The sequence below is a fragment of the Rhodopseudomonas palustris genome (assembly GCF_034479375.1).
In the GTDB taxonomy this organism is placed as follows: Bacteria; Pseudomonadota; Alphaproteobacteria; order Rhizobiales; family Xanthobacteraceae; genus Rhodopseudomonas; species Rhodopseudomonas palustris_M.
Window position 1 is genome coordinate 4,213,379 of the sequence record NZ_CP140155.1, and the last position, 18,309, is coordinate 4,231,687.

Here is an 18,309-nt window from a genome sequence, read left to right on the forward strand (position 1 = left end):
GGAATTCCGCCCCGCGAAGAAGGCGCAACGAAGAATGCGACAGAGCGTCTTCCCGACGGCGCGTCATGTTGCGCCTGCGCGCGCGCTATGTTAGCAAAGCCGCGATTTTAAAGGCCGCCGGCTACGATCGTACCGGTCGAAAATCGAAGTCCAGCTTGAATTCCAAGGGCTTAAATCGGGGGCGCCGCGACTTGGCGACGGTTTTCTTCTTGGCAATTTGACAGCACAAAAGAGCGCGTCTGTGGCATCTGAAGATCCATCGGTATCCGGAGTCTCCGGTCGTTACGCGACCGCCCTGTTTGAATTGGCTCGCGACGAGAAAGTCGTCGATGCCGTCACCGCCGATCTGGACAAGTTCACCGCCATGCTGGCGGACAGTCCCGATCTGCTGCGGCTGGTTCGCAGCCCGGTGTTCGGCGCCGAGGCGCAGACCAAGGCGCTCGGTGCGGTGCTCGACAAGGCCGGGATCGCCGGCATCAGCGCCAACTTCCTGAAGCTGCTCGCCGCCAATCGCCGTCTGTTCGTCGTCGCCGACGTGATTCGCGCCTATAGGGCGCTGGTCGCCAGGTTCAGGGGCGAGGCGACCGCCGACGTCACCGTCGCCGAGAAGCTCAACGACAAGAATCTCGAGGCGCTGAAGGCCGCGCTGAAGGCGGTGACCGGCAAGGACGTCACCCTCAATATCAACGTCGATCCGGCGATCATCGGCGGGCTTGTCGTCAAGCTCGGCAGCCGCATGGTCGACAGTTCGATCCGCACCAAACTCAATTCGATCAAGCACGCGATGAAAGAGGCAGGCTGATGGACATCCGCGCCGCGGAAATTTCCGCGATCCTCAAGGACCAGATCAAGAATTTCGGACAAGAAGCCGAAGTCACCGAAGTCGGACAGGTGCTGTCCGTCGGTGACGGCATTGCCCGCGTCTACGGTCTGGACAACGTCCAGGCCGGTGAGATGGTCGAGTTCGAGAACGGCACGCGCGGCATGGCGCTGAACCTCGAAACCGACAATGTCGGCGTCGTGATCTTCGGCGCCGACCGCGAGATCAAGGAAGGCCAGACCGTCAAGCGCACCCGCTCGATCGTCGACACGCCGGTCGGCAAGGGCCTGCTCGGCCGCGTCGTCGACGCGCTCGGCAATCCGATCGACGGCAAGGGTCCGATCCAGGCGACCGAGCGCAAGCGCGTCGACGTCAAGGCCCCCGGCATCATCCCGCGCAAGTCGGTGAACGAGCCGATGGCGACGGGCCTCAAGGCGATCGACGCCCTGATCCCGGTCGGCCGCGGCCAGCGCGAACTGATCATCGGCGACCGTCAGACCGGCAAGACCGCGATCGCGCTCGACACCATCCTGAACCAGAAGCCGCTCAACGTCGAAGGCGCGCCGGAAGCCCAGAAGCTGTACTGCGTCTACGTCGCGGTCGGCCAGAAGCGTTCGACCGTCGCGCAGTTCGTCAAGGTGCTCGAAGAGCAGGGCGCGCTGGAATATTCGATCGTCGTCGCCGCCACCGCCTCCGACCCGGCGCCGATGCAGTACATCGCGCCGTTCACCGGCTGCACGATGGGCGAGTACTTCCGCGACAACGGCATGCACGCCGTGATCATCTATGACGATCTGTCCAAGCAGGCCGTCGCCTATCGCCAGATGTCGCTGCTGCTGCGCCGCCCGCCGGGCCGCGAAGCCTATCCGGGCGACGTGTTCTATCTGCACTCCCGCCTGCTGGAGCGCGCCGCGAAGCTGAATGACGATCACGGCTCGGGCTCGCTGACCGCGCTGCCGGTCATCGAAACCCAGGCCAACGACGTGTCGGCCTACATCCCGACCAACGTGATTTCGATCACCGATGGTCAGATCTTCCTGGAAACCGATCTGTTCTTCCAGGGCATCCGCCCGGCGGTGAACGTCGGTCTGTCGGTGTCGCGCGTCGGATCGTCGGCGCAGACCAAGGCGATGAAGAAGGTCGCCGGCAAGATCAAGGGCGAGCTCGCGCAGTACCGCGAAATGGCGGCGTTCGCGCAGTTCGGCTCCGACCTCGACGCCTCGACCCAGCGCCTGCTGAACCGTGGCGCCCGACTGACCGAACTCCTGAAGCAGCCGCAGTTCTCGCCGCTGAAGATGGAAGAGCAGGTCGTGGTGATCTACGCCGGCGTCAACGGCTATCTCGACGCGCTCCCGGTCGCCAAGGTGCGTGCCTTCGAGGACGGCCTGCTGTCGCTGCTGCGCGGCAAGGAAGTCGGCATTCTGGACGCGATCCGCACCAGCCGCGACCTCTCCGACGACACCGCCGCCAAGCTCAAGTCGGTCGTCGAGAGCTACGCCAAGACGTTCGCGTAAGGCTCATGGCCGGCGTCAGCCGGCCATTCACGCTTCTGGCGTGAAGCATTTCAAGTCGTGGATGCCCGGGACGAGCCCGGGCATGACGAATGTGAGGGTTGCGGTCGGGTCATCGATCTGATTGCCGGGGTGGACTGAGAATGGCTTCACTTAAAGACATGCGCGTCCGCATCGCCTCGACCAAGGCGACGCAGAAGATCACCAAGGCGATGCAGATGGTCGCGGCCTCCAAGCTGCGCCGCGCCCAGATGGCTGCGGAAGCCGCCAGGCCTTACGCCGAGAAGATGGACTCGGTGATCTCGAACATCGCCGGCGCCGCGGCGGGCTCGCCCGGCGCGCCGGTGCTGCTCGCCGGCACCGGCAAGGATCATGTCCATCTGCTGCTGGTCTGCACCGGCGAGCGCGGCCTGTCCGGCGCGTTCAACTCCTCGATCGTCCGCCTCGCCCGCGAGCGCGCTTTTGCGCTGATGAACCAGGGCAAGGAAGTCAAAATCTTCTGCGTCGGCCGCAAGGGCTATGAGCAGCTCCGCCGTAACTTCGACAAGCAGATCATCGAGAACCTCGAGCTGCGCTCGGTGCGCCAGCTCGGTTTCGTCAACGCCGAGGACATCGCCAAGAAGGTGATCGCCCGCTTCAACAACGGCGAGTTCGACGTCTGCACGCTGTTCTATTCGCGCTTCAAATCGGTGATCTCGCAGATCCCGACCGCGCAGCAACTGATCCCGCTGGTGGTCGAGGCGCCGGCCGCGGGCTCCGTCGCCACCTCCTACGAATACGAGCCGGAAGAGGACGAGATCCTCTCGACGCTGCTGCCGCGCAACCTCGCGGTTCAGATCTTCCGCGCGCTCCTGGAAAACAACGCGTCGTTCTACGGCGCCCAGATGAGCGCGATGGACAACGCCACCCGCAACGCCGGCGACATGATCAGGAAGCAGACGCTGATCTACAACCGGACCCGGCAGGCGATGATCACCAAGGAACTGATCGAGATCATCTCGGGCGCCGAGGCGATCTGACGACACCACTTCAGGCTTACATCCGGTCGACGACCGCGATTTGGATTTCGGACTTCAGGGAGAGAGTTTAATGGCTACACCCGCCAATCAGACCGGACGCATCACCCAGGTCATCGGCGCCGTCGTCGACGTGCAGTTCGAAGGCCACCTGCCGGCCATTCTGAACGCGATCGAGACCAAGAACGGCGACAACCGTCTGGTGCTCGAAGTCGCCCAGCATCTCGGCGAATCGACCGTCCGCACCATCGCGATGGACACCACCGAGGGTCTGGTGCGCGGCCAGGAAGTCACCGACACCGGCAACCCGATCATGGTGCCGGTCGGCGTCGGCACGCTCGGCCGCATCATGAACGTCATCGGCGAGCCGGTCGACGAACAGGGTCCGGTGGCCAATGAAGGCCTTCGCCCGATCCACGCGGAAGCCCCGACCTACACCGACCAGTCGACCGAAGCCGAAATTCTGGTCACCGGCATCAAGGTCGTCGACCTGCTGGCGCCCTACGCCAAAGGCGGCAAGATCGGCCTGTTCGGCGGCGCCGGCGTCGGCAAGACCGTGCTGATCCAGGAACTGATCAACAACGTCGCCAAGGCTCACGGCGGCTACTCGGTGTTCGCCGGCGTCGGCGAGCGCACCCGCGAAGGCAACGACCTCTATCACGAGTTCATCGAATCGGGCGTGAACAAGAAGGGCGGCGGCGAAGGCTCGAAGTGCGCTCTCGTCTACGGCCAGATGAACGAGCCGCCGGGCGCCCGCGCCCGCGTCGCGCTGTCGGGTCTGACCGTCGCCGAGCATTTCCGCGACCAGGGCCAGGACGTGCTGTTCTTCGTCGACAACATCTTCCGCTTCACCCAGGCCGGCTCGGAAGTGTCGGCGCTGCTCGGTCGTATTCCGTCGGCGGTGGGCTATCAGCCGACGCTCGCGACCGACATGGGCGCGCTGCAGGAGCGCATCACCACCACCCATAAGGGCTCGATCACCTCGGTGCAGGCGATCTACGTGCCGGCCGACGACTTGACCGACCCGGCGCCCGCCACCTCGTTCGCGCATCTTGACGCCACCACCGTGCTCAACCGCGCGATCTCGGAAAAGGGCATCTACCCGGCGGTCGATCCGCTCGACTCGACCTCGCGCATGCTGTCGCCGCTGATCGTCGGCGAGGAGCACTACCAGACCGCCCGTATGGTCCAGCAGGTGCTGCAGAAGTACAAGTCGCTGCAGGACATCATCGCCATTCTCGGCATGGACGAACTGTCCGAAGAGGACAAGCTCGCGGTCGCCCGCGCCCGCAAGATCGAGCGCTTCCTGTCGCAGCCGTTCTTCGTCGCCGAGATCTTCACCGGCTCGCCGGGTAAGTTCGTCGACCTCGCCGACACCATCAAGGGCTTCCGCGCGATCTGCGAAGGCAAGTACGACCATCTGCCGGAAGCGGCGTTCTACATGGTCGGTGCCATCGAAGAAGCCGTCGAGAAGGGCAAGAAGCTGGCCGCGGAAGCGGCCTGATCAACTAAGCCTCACCCTGAGGAGCCGGCCGTAGGCCGGCGTCTCGAAGGGTGACGAACAACTCACTCATCCTTCGAGACGCGCGCAACGGCGCGCTCCTCAGGATGAGGGCAGCGGATGAGCGCAGGCATGGCCACCTTCCACTTCGATCTGGTTTCGCCCGAACAGGTTGCCTTCTCCGGCGAGGTCGATCAGGTCGACATCCCGGGCGCCGAGGGCGATTTCGGCGTGCTCGCCGGCCACGCGCCGGTGGTGGCGGTGATCCGCCCCGGCATTCTCACGGTGACCGCCGGCGGCGCGCAGCAGAAGATCGTGGTGCTGGGCGGCATCGCCGAAGTGTCCGACAAGGGCCTGACCGTGCTGGCCGACGTCGCCACCGCGACCGCCGATATCGACATGCGGGACTTCGCCGAGACGATCACCACCATGGAGCAGCAGCTCCCCGGCAAGGTCGGCGACGAACTCGACCGCTCGATCGAGCGGCTGGATCACTACAAGAGCATCCAGCACCAGCTCTCCACCACCGCGATGCACTGAGCCGCGCCGCGGCCGCAGCAGGAATTCGAATGGCCGGGCATCGTCCCGGCCATTTGCTTTTTTGGCCCAGGTGCCGTCATTCCGGGGCGCTTGCGCAGCAAGCGAACCCGGAATCCAGAGGTTCATGGCACATCGAGATTCCGGGTTCGCCGCTGCGCGGCGCCCCGGAATGACCGTGGTGAGGCTACTGTCGTCTAGACGAACTGCGCGAAGCTGTTTGCCACTTCGCGGTAGACCTCGCGCCGGAACGGCACCACCAGATCGGCGACGCGGTCGAGCCGCTCCCAGCGCCAGGCGTCGAATTCCGGCGGCATGTCGTTTCGAACCGCGAGCGGGTCGATGTCGCGCTCGTCGCCGGTGAAGCGCAGCGCGAACCATTTCTGGCGCTGGCCGCGAAAATGCCCGAGCCGATGCGGCGGGCCGTCATAGGGCGGGAAGTCGTAAGTCATCCAGTCGGTCGCGCCGAGCATCTCGGCATGTCGTACGCCGGTCTCTTCCCACAATTCGCGCATCACCGCCGCCTGCGGCTCTTCGCCTTCGTCGATGCCGCCTTGCGGCATCTGCCATTCGAGGCCGGGCAGGATGATCTCCGGGCCGTCGTCGCGGAAGCGGCGGCCGATCAGCACGCGACCTTCGGCATTGAACAGCGCGATTCCGACATTGCGCCGGTACGGCAGCGGGTCGAGAAGTGGGCTCGTGCTCACGAGGCCAGCAGCTTGCGGAAGTAGCCGATCGTCTCCTTGAGCCCGTCGGCGAGCGCGACCTTCGGCTCCCAGCCCAGCGCGCTGCGCGCCAGCGTGATATCGGGCTGACGCTGCTTCGGATCGTCCGCCGGCAGCGGCAGGTAGATCAGCTTCGATTTCGAATCGGTCATTGCGATCACCATCTCGGCGAGCTCGCGCATGCTGAACTCGACCGGATTGCCGAGATTGACCGGCCCGATGAAATCGTCGCCTGAAGCCATCAGCCGCCCGAAGCCGTCGAGCAGATCGGTAACGTAGCAGAACGAGCGCGTCTGGCGGCCGTCGCCATAGATCGTGATGTCGTTGCCCGACAGCGCCTGGACGATGAAGTTCGACACCACGCGGCCGTCGTTCGGATGCATCCGCGGTCCGTAGGTATTGAAGATCCGCGCCACCTTGATCCGCACCTTGTGCTGGCGGTGGTAGTCGAAGAACAGCGTCTCGGCGGCGCGCTTGCCTTCATCGTAGCAGGCCCGGATGCCGAGCGGATTGACGTGGCCCCAATAGCTTTCCGGCTGCGGATGCACGGTCGGGTCGCCATAGACCTCGCTGGTCGAGGCCTGGAAGATCTTCGCGCGGGTGCGCTTGGCGAGGCCCAGCATGTTGATGGCGCCGTGCACGCTGGTCTTCAGCGTCTGCACCGGATCGTGCTGGTAGTGCACCGGCGAGGCCGGGCAGGCGAGGTTGTAGATGTCGTCGACCTCGACATAGAGCGGAAAGGTGACGTCGTGGCGCATCACCTCGAAGCGCGGCGCGCCGACCAGATGCTCGATATTGCGCCGCCAGCCGGTGAAGTAGTTGTCGACGCAGAGGACTTCGTGGCCCTCGGCGAGCAACTTGTCGCACAGATGCGAGCCGATGAAGCCGGCGCCGCCGCTCACGAGAATTCGTCGAGAAAGTCGCATGTGCATCCCGGGGTGATCCCGCCCCGATGTCGCGACGGCCGTTGTCCGCCGCATTGAATGGCAAGAAACCCCATGCTAGGCAAGCGCCGAAACCGGCCCTTACCCGTCGGCACAGTGCCGGCCGCGGCCCCGGATCACGTCGATCCCGCTCGAACCGAGGGCCTCGGCGCCCGCAGGCGATCTTCCGCAATGTCCGCGCCCGTCGATATCGCAACCGCCCGGATCCTCGAAATCGGCGGCGGCTATTTCAAGCTGCAATATCCCGAGCGGACCACCTGCCTGTGGACCTGGACCAAGCTCACCAATGATTTCGGCGCGCTCGACGGCTTCTCGACGCCGGACCGGATCTGGCGCGAGCTGCGCGCCGCGCGCGCCGGCGAATACGACGTCGTCGTGGTCAACACGCTGCGCTATTCGCCATGGCATCCGCGCTACTGGGCGCGGGGGATGTTCTACACGCCGACCAATCCGTGGGCCTCGCTGACGCGGCAATTCGGCCCCGCCATGCTGCGCTGGCTGGACGTTCCGGTGCCGCTGGTCGCGGTCGAAATGGACGATCATTTCGGGATCGCCAAGAGCAGCGTGTTCCTGCTCGACAAGGCCAAGGCCTATTTCAAGCGCGAGCTGCCGGCGGATAATTGGCAGGTGCTGTCCGGCACCGTACATCCGCATCTGCCCACGCTGCGCTACCGCCGCAGCGACAAGTGGCGGCGGCGCATCGACAAGCTGCAGCCGATCTCGCTGCCGCAATACCGGTTCGAGCCGCGCTGGCGCGATGCGCCGTTCCCGGAGAAGACCCACGACATCTTCTTCTCGGGCGGGATCGAGGGCAATTCGACGGTGCGCGCCGCCGGCCTGCCGGAGCTGGAACGCCTGCGCGCCATGGGCGTCAGGATCGACCAGCCGACCGAACGGCTGCCCTACGACGCCTTCATGGAGCGGATGTCGCATTCCTGGCTGGCGTGGTCACCGGAAGGCATGGGCTGGGACTGCTACCGCCACTACGAGGCGCCGATCGTGCAGGCGGTGCCGGTGATGAACAACCCGACCATCATGCGCTACGCGCCGCTGCTGTCGGGCGTGCACGGCGTGTATTACGACATCGAGCCCGGCGGCCTGGAACGTGCGGTCACCGCGGCGCTAGCCGACAAGGACAAGCTGCGCACCATGGCGCAGGCGGCGCGCGACCACGTCTTGGCGCACCACACCGTCAAGGCGCATTGCGACCACATCCTGCAGACGGCGTTGGCGCCGGACCTCGCGTGAGGCGACTGCCGCTCTGACCGGCGGCCATCCTCACATCTCGTCATGCCCGCGCTTGTCGCGGGCATCCAGGTCTTTGCGGCTTCGCGGCGCCCAAGACGTGGATGGCCGGGACGAAGCCCGGCCATGACGAACGATGTGCATTGCAGGTCGCTTTCAGGCTCAGACCGCGACGGCGAGCTGCGAGAATTCCTTCACTACGCGCTCATAGACCGGGCGTTTGAACGGCACGATCAGATCGGGCAGATTCTGCATCGGCTCCCAGCGCCAGCTGGTGAATTCCGGCTTGTGTCCGCCGGGGGCGGCGACGTCGATTTCGGAGTCCGGCCCGGTGAATCTCACCGCGAACCACTTCTGGCGCTGGCCTCGATAGCGGCCCTTCCAGGCGCGGCCGGCGACGGTCCGGGGGATGTCGTAGATCAGCCACTCGGGAACCTCGCCGATCTTCTCCACCGAGCGGACGTTGGTCTCCTCGTAGAGCTCGCGCTTGGCCGCTTCCCAGGTGTCCTCGCCGGGATCGACGCCGCCTTGCGGCATCTGCCAGACATGGGTGTCGTCGACGTGCTCGATGCCGCCGGTGCGACGCCCGATGAAGACGAGACCCGCCCGGTTGATCAGCATCATGCCGACGCATGTTCGATAGGGCAGATCTTCGTAGCGCGCCATTCGGTCAGTGCCTCGTCCGTTTCGCGGACTCTAGAACGTTTTCGAGCGAAGCGGGGGACCGTCGCGTGAAGAAAACGCATCGAAACTGAAGTCCAGCGCCTCGATCCCGATTCGATCGGAACCGCTAGGTTGATTTTGATTTCAGCATCGCCGTTGTCAATGGCACCAGCACGATGCCGCGACTCTCCAAGCTCTTGCTCCAGCTAACAATTCGTTCAATCGACAGCGGCAGCGCCGAGGCCGTGCCGATGGCGTTGCCGCGCTCCTTGGCGAGCGCCTCCAGCCGTGCCAGCGCCTTGTCGATTTCACCCCCGGTCGGCACGGTGTCGATGGCGAGGTCGGCGCGGGCGAACGGCATCGCCATCGATTTTGCCAGGGCCGGAGCGACGCTGCGCGGCGCCGAGCCGTCGTCGAGGTAGCCCAATCCGCGCTTGGCCGCTTCGCGAATAATCGGCTGCATCGCCGCATCGGTCGCGACGAAACGCGCGCCCATGAAGTTCGACAGCCCGACATAGCCCTGGATCCGGCTGAGGTGCCAGTTCAGGCGATCGAGGTTCTGTTCCGGCGCGCCGGAGGTCAGCAGCGTCTGCGGCCCCGGATCGTTGTCCGGATAGTCGAACGGCTCCATCGGGATCTGCAACAGCACTTCGTGCCGCTTGGCCCGCGCCTGCTCGACCAGCCTGCCGGGATCGGACCCGTAGGGCGTGAACGCCAGCGTCACCGCGCTCGGCAGCTTCATGACGGCATCGTTGGTGCGCGCGGCGCCGACGCCGAGGCCGGTGACGACGATCGCGATCGTCGGCATCCTGTCGGCCTTGGCGCGCTCCGCATCGGTGGACATCGCATAGGCCGAAAACGGCTTCAGCGCGCCGGCCATCACCGGGATCATGCCGTAGCGCGATTGCTCGAGCAGCCGCGGATTGATGCCGCCCGCCATCGCCGGCGCCGCAGGCGGAGGGTCGGCTCTGTCATCATTGCCGGCCGAGACCACGACGTCCTGCCGGGTGCCCTTGGAGCCGTCGATGATGGTGATGGTCTTTTGCCCGGGCTGCGCCGCGTCCTTGGTTTCGGCGCGCTCGGACTTCTCCGCCTTGGCGGCGTTCGATTTTTCGGCCGCGACGGCGGCTTCCTTGGCCTCGTCGGGGCCGGGCGGCTTCAGGGTGATGTGAGCGATCGGCTCGCCGCCGAGCGGGTCGTCGTTGAACAGCGCGAAGCCCACAAAGGCCAGCAGGAACAGGCCGAGCAGTGTCGCGATCGCCTGCGTCGCGGTGAACGGCAAGCGAAAGCGGCGCAGCCGGCCGCGCTTCTGACCCAGCGGTGTGCTCAGTTCGTCCGCGGACACTGCCGACCGTCTCCCGAATCACCTGCGCGACGATACCACGTCGCGGCGCAGGGGCGGGGCCGCCGGCCCGCAACCCTTCGGACCTGCTCATCAAAAAGGGCGGCCCGAGAGCCGCCCTTCGCAGAGAAACCGTGTCGTCGTGATCGATCAGTTCGCGGCCTTGTTGCCGGCCGGCTTGTCGATCGCCGCCTTCTCGCCGGTCACCGGCGCGGCCGGCGTGGTGGCGGTGGCCTTGATGCCGTGCAGCAGATCGGCCGCGGTCTTCAGCGCCTTGTCGTCCTTGGCCTCCGGCGGCACGTAGGATTGCGAGCCGGTCTTCTCGTCGCCGTCCTGGCCCTTCAGATGGCCGCGCAGCGAGGCTTCACCCTTGGTGTCGGTACGGGCCTTGAGATCGTCCGGCACGTCCTGCAGCACCTCGATGTCGGGGGTGATGCCCTTGGCCTGGATCGATTTGCCCGACGGCGTGTAGTAGCGCGCGGTGGTGAGCCGCAGCGCGCCATTGCCGGAGCCGAGCGGGATGATGGTCTGCACCGAGCCCTTGCCGAACGAGCGGGTGCCGATCAGCGTCGCGCGCTTGTGGTCCTGCAGCGCACCGGCGACGATCTCCGACGCCGAGGCCGAGCCGCCGTTGATCAGCACCATCACCGGCTTGCCCTTGGTGAGGTCGCCGGCATGGGCGGAGCGGCGCTGGGTCTCTTCGGCGTTGCGGCCGCGGGTCGAGACGATCTCGCCGCGATCGAGGAAGGTGTCGGAAACGGTCACCGCTTCCTCGAGCAGGCCGCCTGGATTGTTACGCAGATCGAGAATGAAGCCCTTCAGCTTGTCGGGGCCGATCTGTTTGGTCAGATTGGCGATCTCCCGCTTCAGGCCCTCGGTGGTCTGCTCGTTGAAGGTGGTGATGCGGATGTAGCCGATGTCGTCGGATTCGACGCGCGCGCGCACCGAGCGGACCCGGATGTTGTCGCGCACCAGCGTGACCTCGATCGGATTGTCCTGGCCCTTGCGCATGATCTTGAGCCGGATCTTGGTGTTGACCGGGCCGCGCATCTTCTCGACCGCCTGGTTCAGGGTCAGGCACTGCACCGCCTCGTCGTCGAGCGTGGTGATGATATCGTTGGCCATGACACCGGCCTTCGACGCCGGGGTGTCGTCGATCGGCGACACCACCTTGATCAGGCCGTCTTCCATGGTGACTTCGATGCCGAGCCCGCCGAACTCGCCGCGGGTCTGCACCTGCATGTCGCGGAAGCTCTTGGCGTCCATGTAGCTCGAATGCGGATCGAGCCCGGTGAGCATCCCGCTGATCGAGGATTCGATCAGCTTGCTGTCGTCGGGCTTCTCGACATAGTCGCTGCGGACCCGCTCGAACACGTCGCCGAACAGGTTGAGCTGACGGTAGGTATCGGACGTCGCGGCGCGCGCGGTCGAACCCATCAGCACCGAACGCGGCTGGGTGACGAAAAGTGTCAGCGCAGCACCCGTGACGGCGCTGAGAAGGATTACCGAAGTCTTGCGCATCATCCGCGAACCTTTTCGCCTTCATTTGCGGCCCACCATGGGCCTGGATCGATGGGAGTGCCGTCCTTACGGAACTCGATATAGAGCACTGGCTGACTGGCACTCGCCGCCAGGATCGAAGCGACCTGCGACCTCGATCCCATGGTCGCCACCGGCTCCCCGGTGAGCACGAACTGGCCGATGTTAACCGAAATGCGCTCCATCCCGGCGATCAGGATATGATATCCGCCACCGGCATTGAGGATCAAGAGTTGTCCGTAGGAGCGAAACGGTCCGGCATACACAACCCAGCCGTCACACGGGGTTGTGACCTGCGCGCCGGGCCGCGCTGACAGCGAAATCCCGCGTTCCACCCCGCCGACGCCGTCCGTCCGGCCGAATTCGCGGATCTTGCTGCCATTGACCGGGAAAGCCAGCATACCTTTGGCCGAGGCGAACGCGATCGCCGGGCTGAGCCTGCCGGGATCCTTCAGCGCCGCCAGATTGGGCTGGCCGTTCAGGGCCACCGGGCTACCCTTCTGGGTCGCCGCTGCGGCGGCCTTGGCGGCGCTCTTGAGATCCTGCTCCATCTTGGCGATCAGGCCCTGCAGGCTGTCGACCTGTCGCGACAGCGTCAGTGCCCGCGCGCGCTCGGTCTCGATATCCTTTTCGACCGCGCTCTGCTTGCGCTGGCGCTCGTCGATCAGCGCGGCGAGCCGGGTCTGGTCCGCCGTCATGCTGCCGCGGTCGGCGGCGAGCTGGTCGCGCTCGGCCGCGATCGTCTTGCGGACCGCGATCAGTTCGCCGAGATCGGTGGCGAGACGGTCGGCGCGCTCGCGCAGATCGGGGACGACGGCGCCGAGCAGGATCGCGGTGCGCAGCGATTGCAGCGCGTCTTCGGGCCTCACCAGCAGCGCCGGCGGGGCACGGCGGCCGGCGCGTTGAAGCGCCGCCAGCACTTCGCCGATTTCGCCGCGGCGCTGGTCGAGCGAGCTGCGGATCTGCGTCTCGCGGGCGTCGAGCGGAACGAGACGCGCTTCGGCGTCGCTGATCCTGGTTTCGACCGCGCGAACCTTGGCGGCGATGTCGATCAGTTGCTGGTTGAGTTTGGTGCGGTCCTCACCAATCGCGGCGAGATCGGCCCTGAGCTTGTCCTGCAGCTCGGCGGCGCGCTTCTGCTGCTCGCGCGCGGCATCGAGCTCCTGTTCGCGCTGCCGGATCAGATCGGTCGTCGGCGACGGCGCGGGCGCCGCTGCCGGGGCAGTCTGTGCCTGCGCGGCAACAACCATCGCGCCGGAGTTCAACACCAATCCGCCGGAGACGAGGCTCGCCGAAAGCAGCGCGACCGACGGCCAGCCCGCGCCCGAGGCCTGGTCCTTCACAGCCATGGCAAGTTGGTGTTGCATCGGATCGCTGCGGCGCTCGTTAGGCACGGTGATAAGGATGGCCCGCCAAAATCGTCGCGGCCCGGTAGATCTGCTCCAGCAGCATCACCCGGACCATCTGGTGCGGCCAAGTCGCGGCGCCAAACGATAGGCACAGCTTTGCCTTGCGCCGCAATTCAGGCAAAAGTCCGTCCGCTCCGCCGATCACGAAAACGGTACCGGGCACCGATTCGTCACGCCAGCGGCCGAGCTGCGCCGCGAAGGCCGCACTGTCGACGCTCTTGCCGCGCTCGTCGAGGGTGACCAGCGTGCCGCCGTCAGGAACCAGCGCCGCGATCGCGGCGGCTTCCTCGGCCATGCGCGCGGCGGCCTCGCGGGCGCGACTCTCGCCGAGCTCATGGATGTCGAGGCCGCGAAAGCCGAGCTTGCGGCCGATATCGTCGAACCGAGCGCGATAGCGCTCGGCGAGTTCGCGTTCGGGGCCCTGCTTGAGTTTGCCGACGGCAATCACTGTCAGCCGCATCGGCTTGCGCTCCCTGCGCCGCGCTGTCCTGCCCCCTGCGTCGACGGACCGGCACGCGTATGCACGCGCGCACTCGCCGACAGCGCGTGCAGAATCGCGGTTGCTACAGCGTCTTCGCCGGCTGCGGTCCCTGCGTCCACAACCGCTCGAGGTTGTAGAACTCGCGAACCTCCGGACGGAACACGTGCAGCACCACGTCGCCGCAATCCATCAGCACCCAATCGCAATTGGTCATGCCCTCGGTATGGATGTTGACGATGCCGGCTTCCTTCAGCCCCTTGGAGACGTTCTCGGCGATCGCGCCGACATGACGGTTCACACGGCCGCTCGTGACGACGACGTAATCGAACATCGCTGACTTGCCGCGGATGTCGATCGCGATCGTCTCTTCCGCCTTCATGTCGTCGAGGCGGGAGAGGATCAGTTGCAGAGTTTCCTCGGCCGTCAACCGGAGCCCGGAGATCGCGTCGGGCGCAACAGCTTCTGTCACGGCTACGGATTGCGGAGCAGCGGCCATCGCACTGGTCTTCTTCGATGCAGCCGTTTTCGAGGCTGCGGTCTTCGAAGTTGCGGTCTTCGAAGTTGCGGTCTTCGAAGTTGCGGTCTTCGAAGTTGCGGCCTTCGAAGTAACCGCTTTCGAAGTCGCCGTCTTGGACTTGACCGCTTTGGCGGTGACCGGCTTCGGCAGAGCCGACTTGGACAATACAGATGTGGTCAGGGACCTTTCCTTTCACTGTATCGCGCGCGCGCCGAATCCCGGCGCCTGAGAACCATACTAGGCATGTGGGGTTGACGGTTTCAACAATCCAGACGGCGAGGAAGCTTCATTTCTTCCAACTTCCGTCGGGGTTCCGGAGCGAGGACGAGGACAGCGGCGATTTCAGCCCTGTCAGGAAGATCCACGACGGCGGCGTCCGGTCGGCCAGCGTTGCGGCCGCATTGCTCCCCAGGCGGTAGCGCTTGAGCGTCTGAGCGGCGGGCGCGGCGAGGGCGCGGAACGTCGCCGGCGGGCGGTCGATCACCGCGATCGGCAGCGACGTCGCAATTCGCTGCCAGCGCTGCCAGCGATGGAACTGCGCCAGATTGTCGGCGCCCATGATCCAGACGAAGTGCGCGCCGGGGCAGTGCCGCAGCAGATAATCGATGGTGTCGGCGGTGTAGCGGGTGCCGATCGCGGCTTCGAGGCAACTCACCTGGATGCGTGGATCGTCGGCCATCGCCTGCGCCGCGGCGACCCGGGCGTCGAGCTCGCGCAACGCCGTGACGTCCTTCAGCGGATTGCCGGGCGACACCAGCCACCAGACGCGGTCGAGCTTCAGCCGAGTCAGCGCGAAGCGGCTGATCGCGCGATGCGCTTCGTGGGGCGGATTGAACGAGCCGCCGAGCAGGCCGATCCGCATGCCGCGACTGTAGGCCGGAACGGCGCGGCGGGCCGCCACGGGATCCGGCGTCAACTCATGCTCCGCGCAGGCAGGTCGGGGCGCTCACGGTCGGGTCTGCCCGGTGCCGTGAATCCGATATTTGAAGGTCGTGAGCTGCTCCGCGCCGACCGGGCCGCGGGCGTGGAACTTGCCGGTGGCGATGCCGATCTCGGCGCCGAAGCCGAACTCGCCGCCGTCGGCGAACTGCGTCGAAGCGTTGTGCAGCACGATCGCGGAATCGACCTCGCCGAGAAATTTCGCGGCGGCCTGCGCATCCTCGGCGACGATCGCGTCGGTATGGTGCGAGCCGTGATCGTGGATATGCACGATCGCGTCGTCGACGTCGTCGACCACCTTCGCGGCGATCACCGCGTCGAGATATTCGGTGTCCCAGTCCTGATCGGTCGCGGGCTTCACTCGCGTATCGGCCTGCTGCACGACGGCGTCGCCGCGGACTTCACAGCCGGCGTCGATCAGCATGCCGACCAGCGGCGCGAGATGCGTTGCGGTGGCGGCGCGATCGACCAGCAGCGTCTCGGCGGCGCCGCAGACGCCGGTGCGCCGCATCTTGGCGTTGAGCACGATCGACTTCGCCATGTCGAGATCGGCGCTGCGATCGATATAGACGTGGTTGACGCCTTCGAGATGCGCGAATACCGGCACGCGCGCTTCACTCTCGACTCGCGCCACCAGGCTCTTGCCGCCGCGCGGCACGATCACGTCGACAGAGCCGTTCAGTCCGCCAAGTAACAAGCCCACCGCGGCGCGGTCGCGGGTCGGCACCAGCGTGATCGCGGCTTCCGGCAACCCCGCCTCGCGTAGCCCCTGCACCAGGCATTGATGGATCGCACGGCCGGAGCGAAAGCTCTCCGAGCCGCCGCGCAGGATCACCGCATTGCCGGATTTCAGGCACAGCACGCCGGCATCCGCCGTGACGTTGGGGCGGCTCTCGTAGATCACTGCGACCACGCCGAGCGGGACGCGGACGCGCTCGATCGTCATGCCGTTCGGGCGCTGCCAGCTTTCGGTGACGGCGCCGACCGGGTCGGGAATGCCGCGGACCACGGCGATGCCCTCGGCCATGGCTTCGATCCGTGCCGGCGTCAGCGTCAGCCGGTCGAGGAAGGCGGAATTGGCGCCCGAGGTCTTGGCGTCGGCGACATCCTCGGCATTGGCGGCCAAAATCTTGTCGGCGCCGGCGCGAATGGCCTTTTCCATTGCCTCGAGCGCGCGGTTCTTCTGCTCCGGCGAGGCCTGTGCCAGCACCCGCGCGGCGGCGCGGGCGTCGCGGCCGAGGTCGTTCATCAGCGTGGCGAGCTCGGCGCTGCCGTCGATGGCTTTGAGCGAGGCGGTCATGAGCGGTCCAGCCTGAAAAATACGTGTTGCGTCATGTAAATAGGCGGAAATTGCCGACACGCCAAGCCGGTTGCGGGGAAACCGGGCGATCACTATCATTTTGCGTGTCCTCAGGAGGCGCCCATGGCCGGCAGCTATACCCTCGACGAGCAGTCCGAGGCTTTTGTCGAAAGCCTCGTCGAAAGCGGCCGCTACGAGTCGGTCGGCGATGTTCTGCGCGACAGCCTCCGCCTGATGCAGGCGCGCGAAGCGAAGCTAGAAGAATTGCGGGCGGCGATCCAGGAAGGCCTCGCCAGCGGGCCGATGGAAGAGGTCGGCAGCATGTTCGAACGCATCAAGGCCGAAGGACGCAAGCGGCTGGCAGCGGAACGTGGCGAATAGGGCACGGAAGAGTCCGCAAGCCGAGCGCGATATTGCCGCGATCTGGCGCTTCGTCGCCAGCGACAACATCAAAGCCGCGGATCGGCTGCTCGAAACCTTCGAGAAGGTGTTTGACGTTCTGGCGCAGTCGCCTCTGCTCGGACGAGTGCGCCCGGATTTGTCCCCAAAACTGCGCAGCTTTCCGTCAGGAAGCTACGTCCTGTACTATCTTCCTTTGAAGGACGGTGTGGCCGTCGTTCGCGCTCTGCACGGACGCCAGGACATCTCGCCTGAAGACTTCAAGTAAGCCTCACCCCGGCGCGGTCCCCACCACCAGATCGTCGCGGTGGATCATTTCGGCGCGGCCGCTGATGCCGAGGATGCTCATCACGTCGGGAGAGGAGCGCCCCTTGATCCTGTCGGCGTCGTCGGCGTCGTAGGCGACCAGGCCGCGGCCGATCTCGTGGGTGTCCGGGCCGCGCACGATCACCGCATCGCCGCGCGCGAACTGACCGTCGACCCGGATCACGCCGGCCGGCAGCAGGCTTTTGCCGGCGCGCAGCGCCGTCACCGCGCCGGCGTCGATCGTCAGCGTGCCTTTCGGCTCCAGCGAGCCGGCGATCCAGCGCTTTCGCGCCGTCACGGGATTCGCGGGCGTCAGGAACCAGGTGCAGGGGCCGCCATCGGCGATGGCCTCGAGCGGATGGTCGATCTTGCCGGACGCGATCAGCATGTGGGTGCCGGCGCTGGTTGCTATCTTGGCGGCCTCGATCTTGGTCCGCATGCCGCCGCGCGACAGTTCGGAACCGGCGGCGCCCGCCATCCCCTCGATCTCGGCGGTGACGGAGTCGACCACCGGGATCAGCTTCGCATCCGGATTGCTGCCGGGCGGGGCGGTGTACAGGCCGTCGATGTCCGACAGCAGGATCAGCAGGTCGGCGCTCGCCATGGTGGCGACCCGCGCGGCGAGCCGGTCGTTGTCGCCATAGCGGATTTCGTTGGTGGCGACGGTGTCGTTCTCGTTGATCACCGGCACCGCGCGCCATTCCAGCAGCTTGGCGATGGTCGAGCGGGCGTTGAGATAGCGCCGCCGCTCCTCGGTGTCCTGCAGCGTCACCAGGATCTGCCCTGCGCCGATGCCGTGGTGGCCCAGCACCTCCGACCAGGTCCGCGCCAGCGCGATCTGGCCGACGGCGGCGGCGGCCTGGCTTTCCTCGAGCTTCAGCGCGCCGCGCGGCAGCTTCAGTCGGCTGCGGCCGAGTGCGATCGAGCCGGAGGAGACGATCATCACGTCGCGGCCGCCGCGATGCAGCTCGGCGATGTCGGCGGCGAGCGCGGCGAGCCAGTTCGCCCGGACCTCGCCGGCGCCGGAATCGATCAGCAGCGAGGAGCCGACCTTGACGACGATGCGGCGGAAATCATGGAGTTTCGGGCGGGCCATCGGCGTATCGGTCGAGTGA

General features: G+C 66.1%; 19 protein-coding genes. 8 read left to right on the forward strand and 11 right to left on the reverse strand.

What is annotated here, in order from left to right; genetic code table 11:
• The first annotated feature begins 241 nt into the window (after window positions 1-241).
• The 5 genes from SR870_RS19045 to SR870_RS19065 all read left to right on the forward strand — a co-directional run bounded on the left by SR870_RS19045 (window position 242) and on the right by SR870_RS19065 (window position 5,388).
• Complete coding sequence (locus SR870_RS19045) at window positions 242-802, forward strand: F0F1 ATP synthase subunit delta (protein ID WP_322515083.1); 561 nt, start codon at window positions 242-244, stop codon at window positions 800-802.
• A complete protein-coding gene (gene atpA, locus SR870_RS19050; RefSeq protein ID WP_322515084.1) occupies window positions 802-2,334 on the forward strand; it encodes a F0F1 ATP synthase subunit alpha in 1,533 nt (510 codons plus the stop codon). The genes SR870_RS19045 and atpA overlap by 1 nt, the downstream gene beginning before the upstream one ends.
• A 140-nt stretch (window positions 2,335-2,474) precedes the next feature.
• Entirely contained in the window at window positions 2,475-3,350 is an 876-nt protein-coding gene (locus tag SR870_RS19055; RefSeq protein ID WP_322515085.1) for a F0F1 ATP synthase subunit gamma, read from the forward strand.
• A gap of 70 nt (window positions 3,351-3,420) precedes the next feature.
• On the forward strand, window positions 3,421-4,851 hold the full coding sequence (gene atpD, locus SR870_RS19060; protein ID WP_011439166.1) for a F0F1 ATP synthase subunit beta: 1,431 nt from the start codon (window positions 3,421-3,423) through the stop codon (window positions 4,849-4,851).
• Window positions 4,852-4,980: 129 nt separating this feature from the next.
• The gene (locus SR870_RS19065; RefSeq protein ID WP_322515086.1) at window positions 4,981-5,388 is read left to right on the forward strand and encodes a F0F1 ATP synthase subunit epsilon; all 408 of its coding nucleotides are present in this window, start codon (window positions 4,981-4,983) and stop codon (window positions 5,386-5,388) included.
• A gap of 194 nt (window positions 5,389-5,582) precedes the next feature.
• On the opposite strand, the gene SR870_RS19070 is transcribed toward SR870_RS19065, so the two are convergent.
• Window positions 5,583-6,092, reverse strand: a complete 510-nt coding sequence (locus SR870_RS19070; RefSeq protein ID WP_322515087.1) for an RNA pyrophosphohydrolase — start codon at window positions 6,090-6,092, stop codon at window positions 5,583-5,585.
• Window positions 6,089-7,036 (reverse strand): UDP-glucuronic acid decarboxylase family protein, encoded by a 948-nt coding sequence (locus SR870_RS19075; RefSeq protein ID WP_322515088.1) that lies wholly within the window; start codon window positions 7,034-7,036, stop codon window positions 6,089-6,091. The genes SR870_RS19070 and SR870_RS19075 overlap by 4 nt, the downstream gene beginning before the upstream one ends.
• Window positions 7,037-7,225: 189 nt before the next feature.
• Between SR870_RS19075 and SR870_RS19080 the strand changes: the two genes are divergently transcribed.
• Window positions 7,226-8,302: a glycosyltransferase gene (locus tag SR870_RS19080; RefSeq protein WP_322515089.1), complete on the forward strand. Its 1,077-nt coding sequence runs from the start codon at window positions 7,226-7,228 to the stop codon at window positions 8,300-8,302.
• 159 nt (window positions 8,303-8,461) lie between these two features.
• Here the strand turns inward: SR870_RS19080 and SR870_RS19085 are convergent, their stop codons facing one another.
• From SR870_RS19085 to SR870_RS19120, 8 genes are all read right to left on the reverse strand, one after another.
• Window positions 8,462-8,965: an RNA pyrophosphohydrolase gene (locus SR870_RS19085; protein ID WP_322515090.1), complete on the reverse strand. Its 504-nt coding sequence runs from the start codon at window positions 8,963-8,965 to the stop codon at window positions 8,462-8,464.
• A 124-nt stretch (window positions 8,966-9,089) separates the two neighbouring features.
• Complete coding sequence (locus tag SR870_RS19090; RefSeq protein WP_322515091.1) at window positions 9,090-10,307, reverse strand: divergent polysaccharide deacetylase family protein; 1,218 nt, start codon at window positions 10,305-10,307, stop codon at window positions 9,090-9,092.
• 147 nt (window positions 10,308-10,454) lie between these two features.
• On the reverse strand, window positions 10,455-11,828 hold the full coding sequence (locus SR870_RS19095; RefSeq protein WP_322515092.1) for a S41 family peptidase: 1,374 nt from the start codon (window positions 11,826-11,828) through the stop codon (window positions 10,455-10,457).
• The gene (locus SR870_RS19100; RefSeq protein ID WP_322515093.1) at window positions 11,825-13,210 is read right to left on the reverse strand and encodes a murein hydrolase activator EnvC family protein; all 1,386 of its coding nucleotides are present in this window, start codon (window positions 13,208-13,210) and stop codon (window positions 11,825-11,827) included. The genes SR870_RS19095 and SR870_RS19100 overlap by 4 nt, the downstream gene beginning before the upstream one ends.
• Before the next feature lie 19 nt (window positions 13,211-13,229).
• Window positions 13,230-13,712: a 23S rRNA (pseudouridine(1915)-N(3))-methyltransferase RlmH gene (rlmH, locus tag SR870_RS19105; RefSeq protein WP_322515094.1), complete on the reverse strand. Its 483-nt coding sequence runs from the start codon at window positions 13,710-13,712 to the stop codon at window positions 13,230-13,232.
• A gap of 103 nt (window positions 13,713-13,815) precedes the next feature.
• Window positions 13,816-14,229, reverse strand: a complete 414-nt coding sequence (gene rsfS, locus SR870_RS19110) for a ribosome silencing factor (protein ID WP_322515095.1) — start codon at window positions 14,227-14,229, stop codon at window positions 13,816-13,818.
• Between the two features lie 307 nt (window positions 14,230-14,536).
• Window positions 14,537-15,166 carry a nicotinate-nucleotide adenylyltransferase gene (locus SR870_RS19115; RefSeq protein ID WP_322515096.1) on the reverse strand — a complete coding sequence of 210 codons (630 nt, stop codon included), beginning with the start codon at window positions 15,164-15,166 and terminating at the stop codon, window positions 14,537-14,539.
• Window positions 15,167-15,196: 30 nt separating this feature from the next.
• A complete protein-coding gene (locus SR870_RS19120) occupies window positions 15,197-16,489 on the reverse strand; it encodes a glutamate-5-semialdehyde dehydrogenase (protein ID WP_322518314.1) in 1,293 nt (430 codons plus the stop codon).
• A gap of 123 nt (window positions 16,490-16,612) precedes the next feature.
• Between SR870_RS19120 and SR870_RS19125 the strand changes: the two genes are divergently transcribed.
• Both SR870_RS19125 and SR870_RS19130 read left to right on the forward strand, forming a co-directional pair.
• Complete coding sequence (locus SR870_RS19125) at window positions 16,613-16,870, forward strand: type II toxin-antitoxin system ParD family antitoxin (RefSeq protein WP_322515097.1); 258 nt, start codon at window positions 16,613-16,615, stop codon at window positions 16,868-16,870.
• On the forward strand, window positions 16,860-17,156 hold the full coding sequence (locus SR870_RS19130; protein ID WP_322515098.1) for a type II toxin-antitoxin system RelE/ParE family toxin: 297 nt from the start codon (window positions 16,860-16,862) through the stop codon (window positions 17,154-17,156). The genes SR870_RS19125 and SR870_RS19130 overlap by 11 nt, the downstream gene beginning before the upstream one ends.
• Before the next feature lie 3 nt (window positions 17,157-17,159).
• On the opposite strand, the gene proB is transcribed toward SR870_RS19130, so the two are convergent.
• On the reverse strand, window positions 17,160-18,290 hold the full coding sequence (gene proB, locus SR870_RS19135) for a glutamate 5-kinase (RefSeq protein ID WP_322515099.1): 1,131 nt from the start codon (window positions 18,288-18,290) through the stop codon (window positions 17,160-17,162).
• Window positions 18,291-18,309 lie beyond the last annotated feature (19 nt).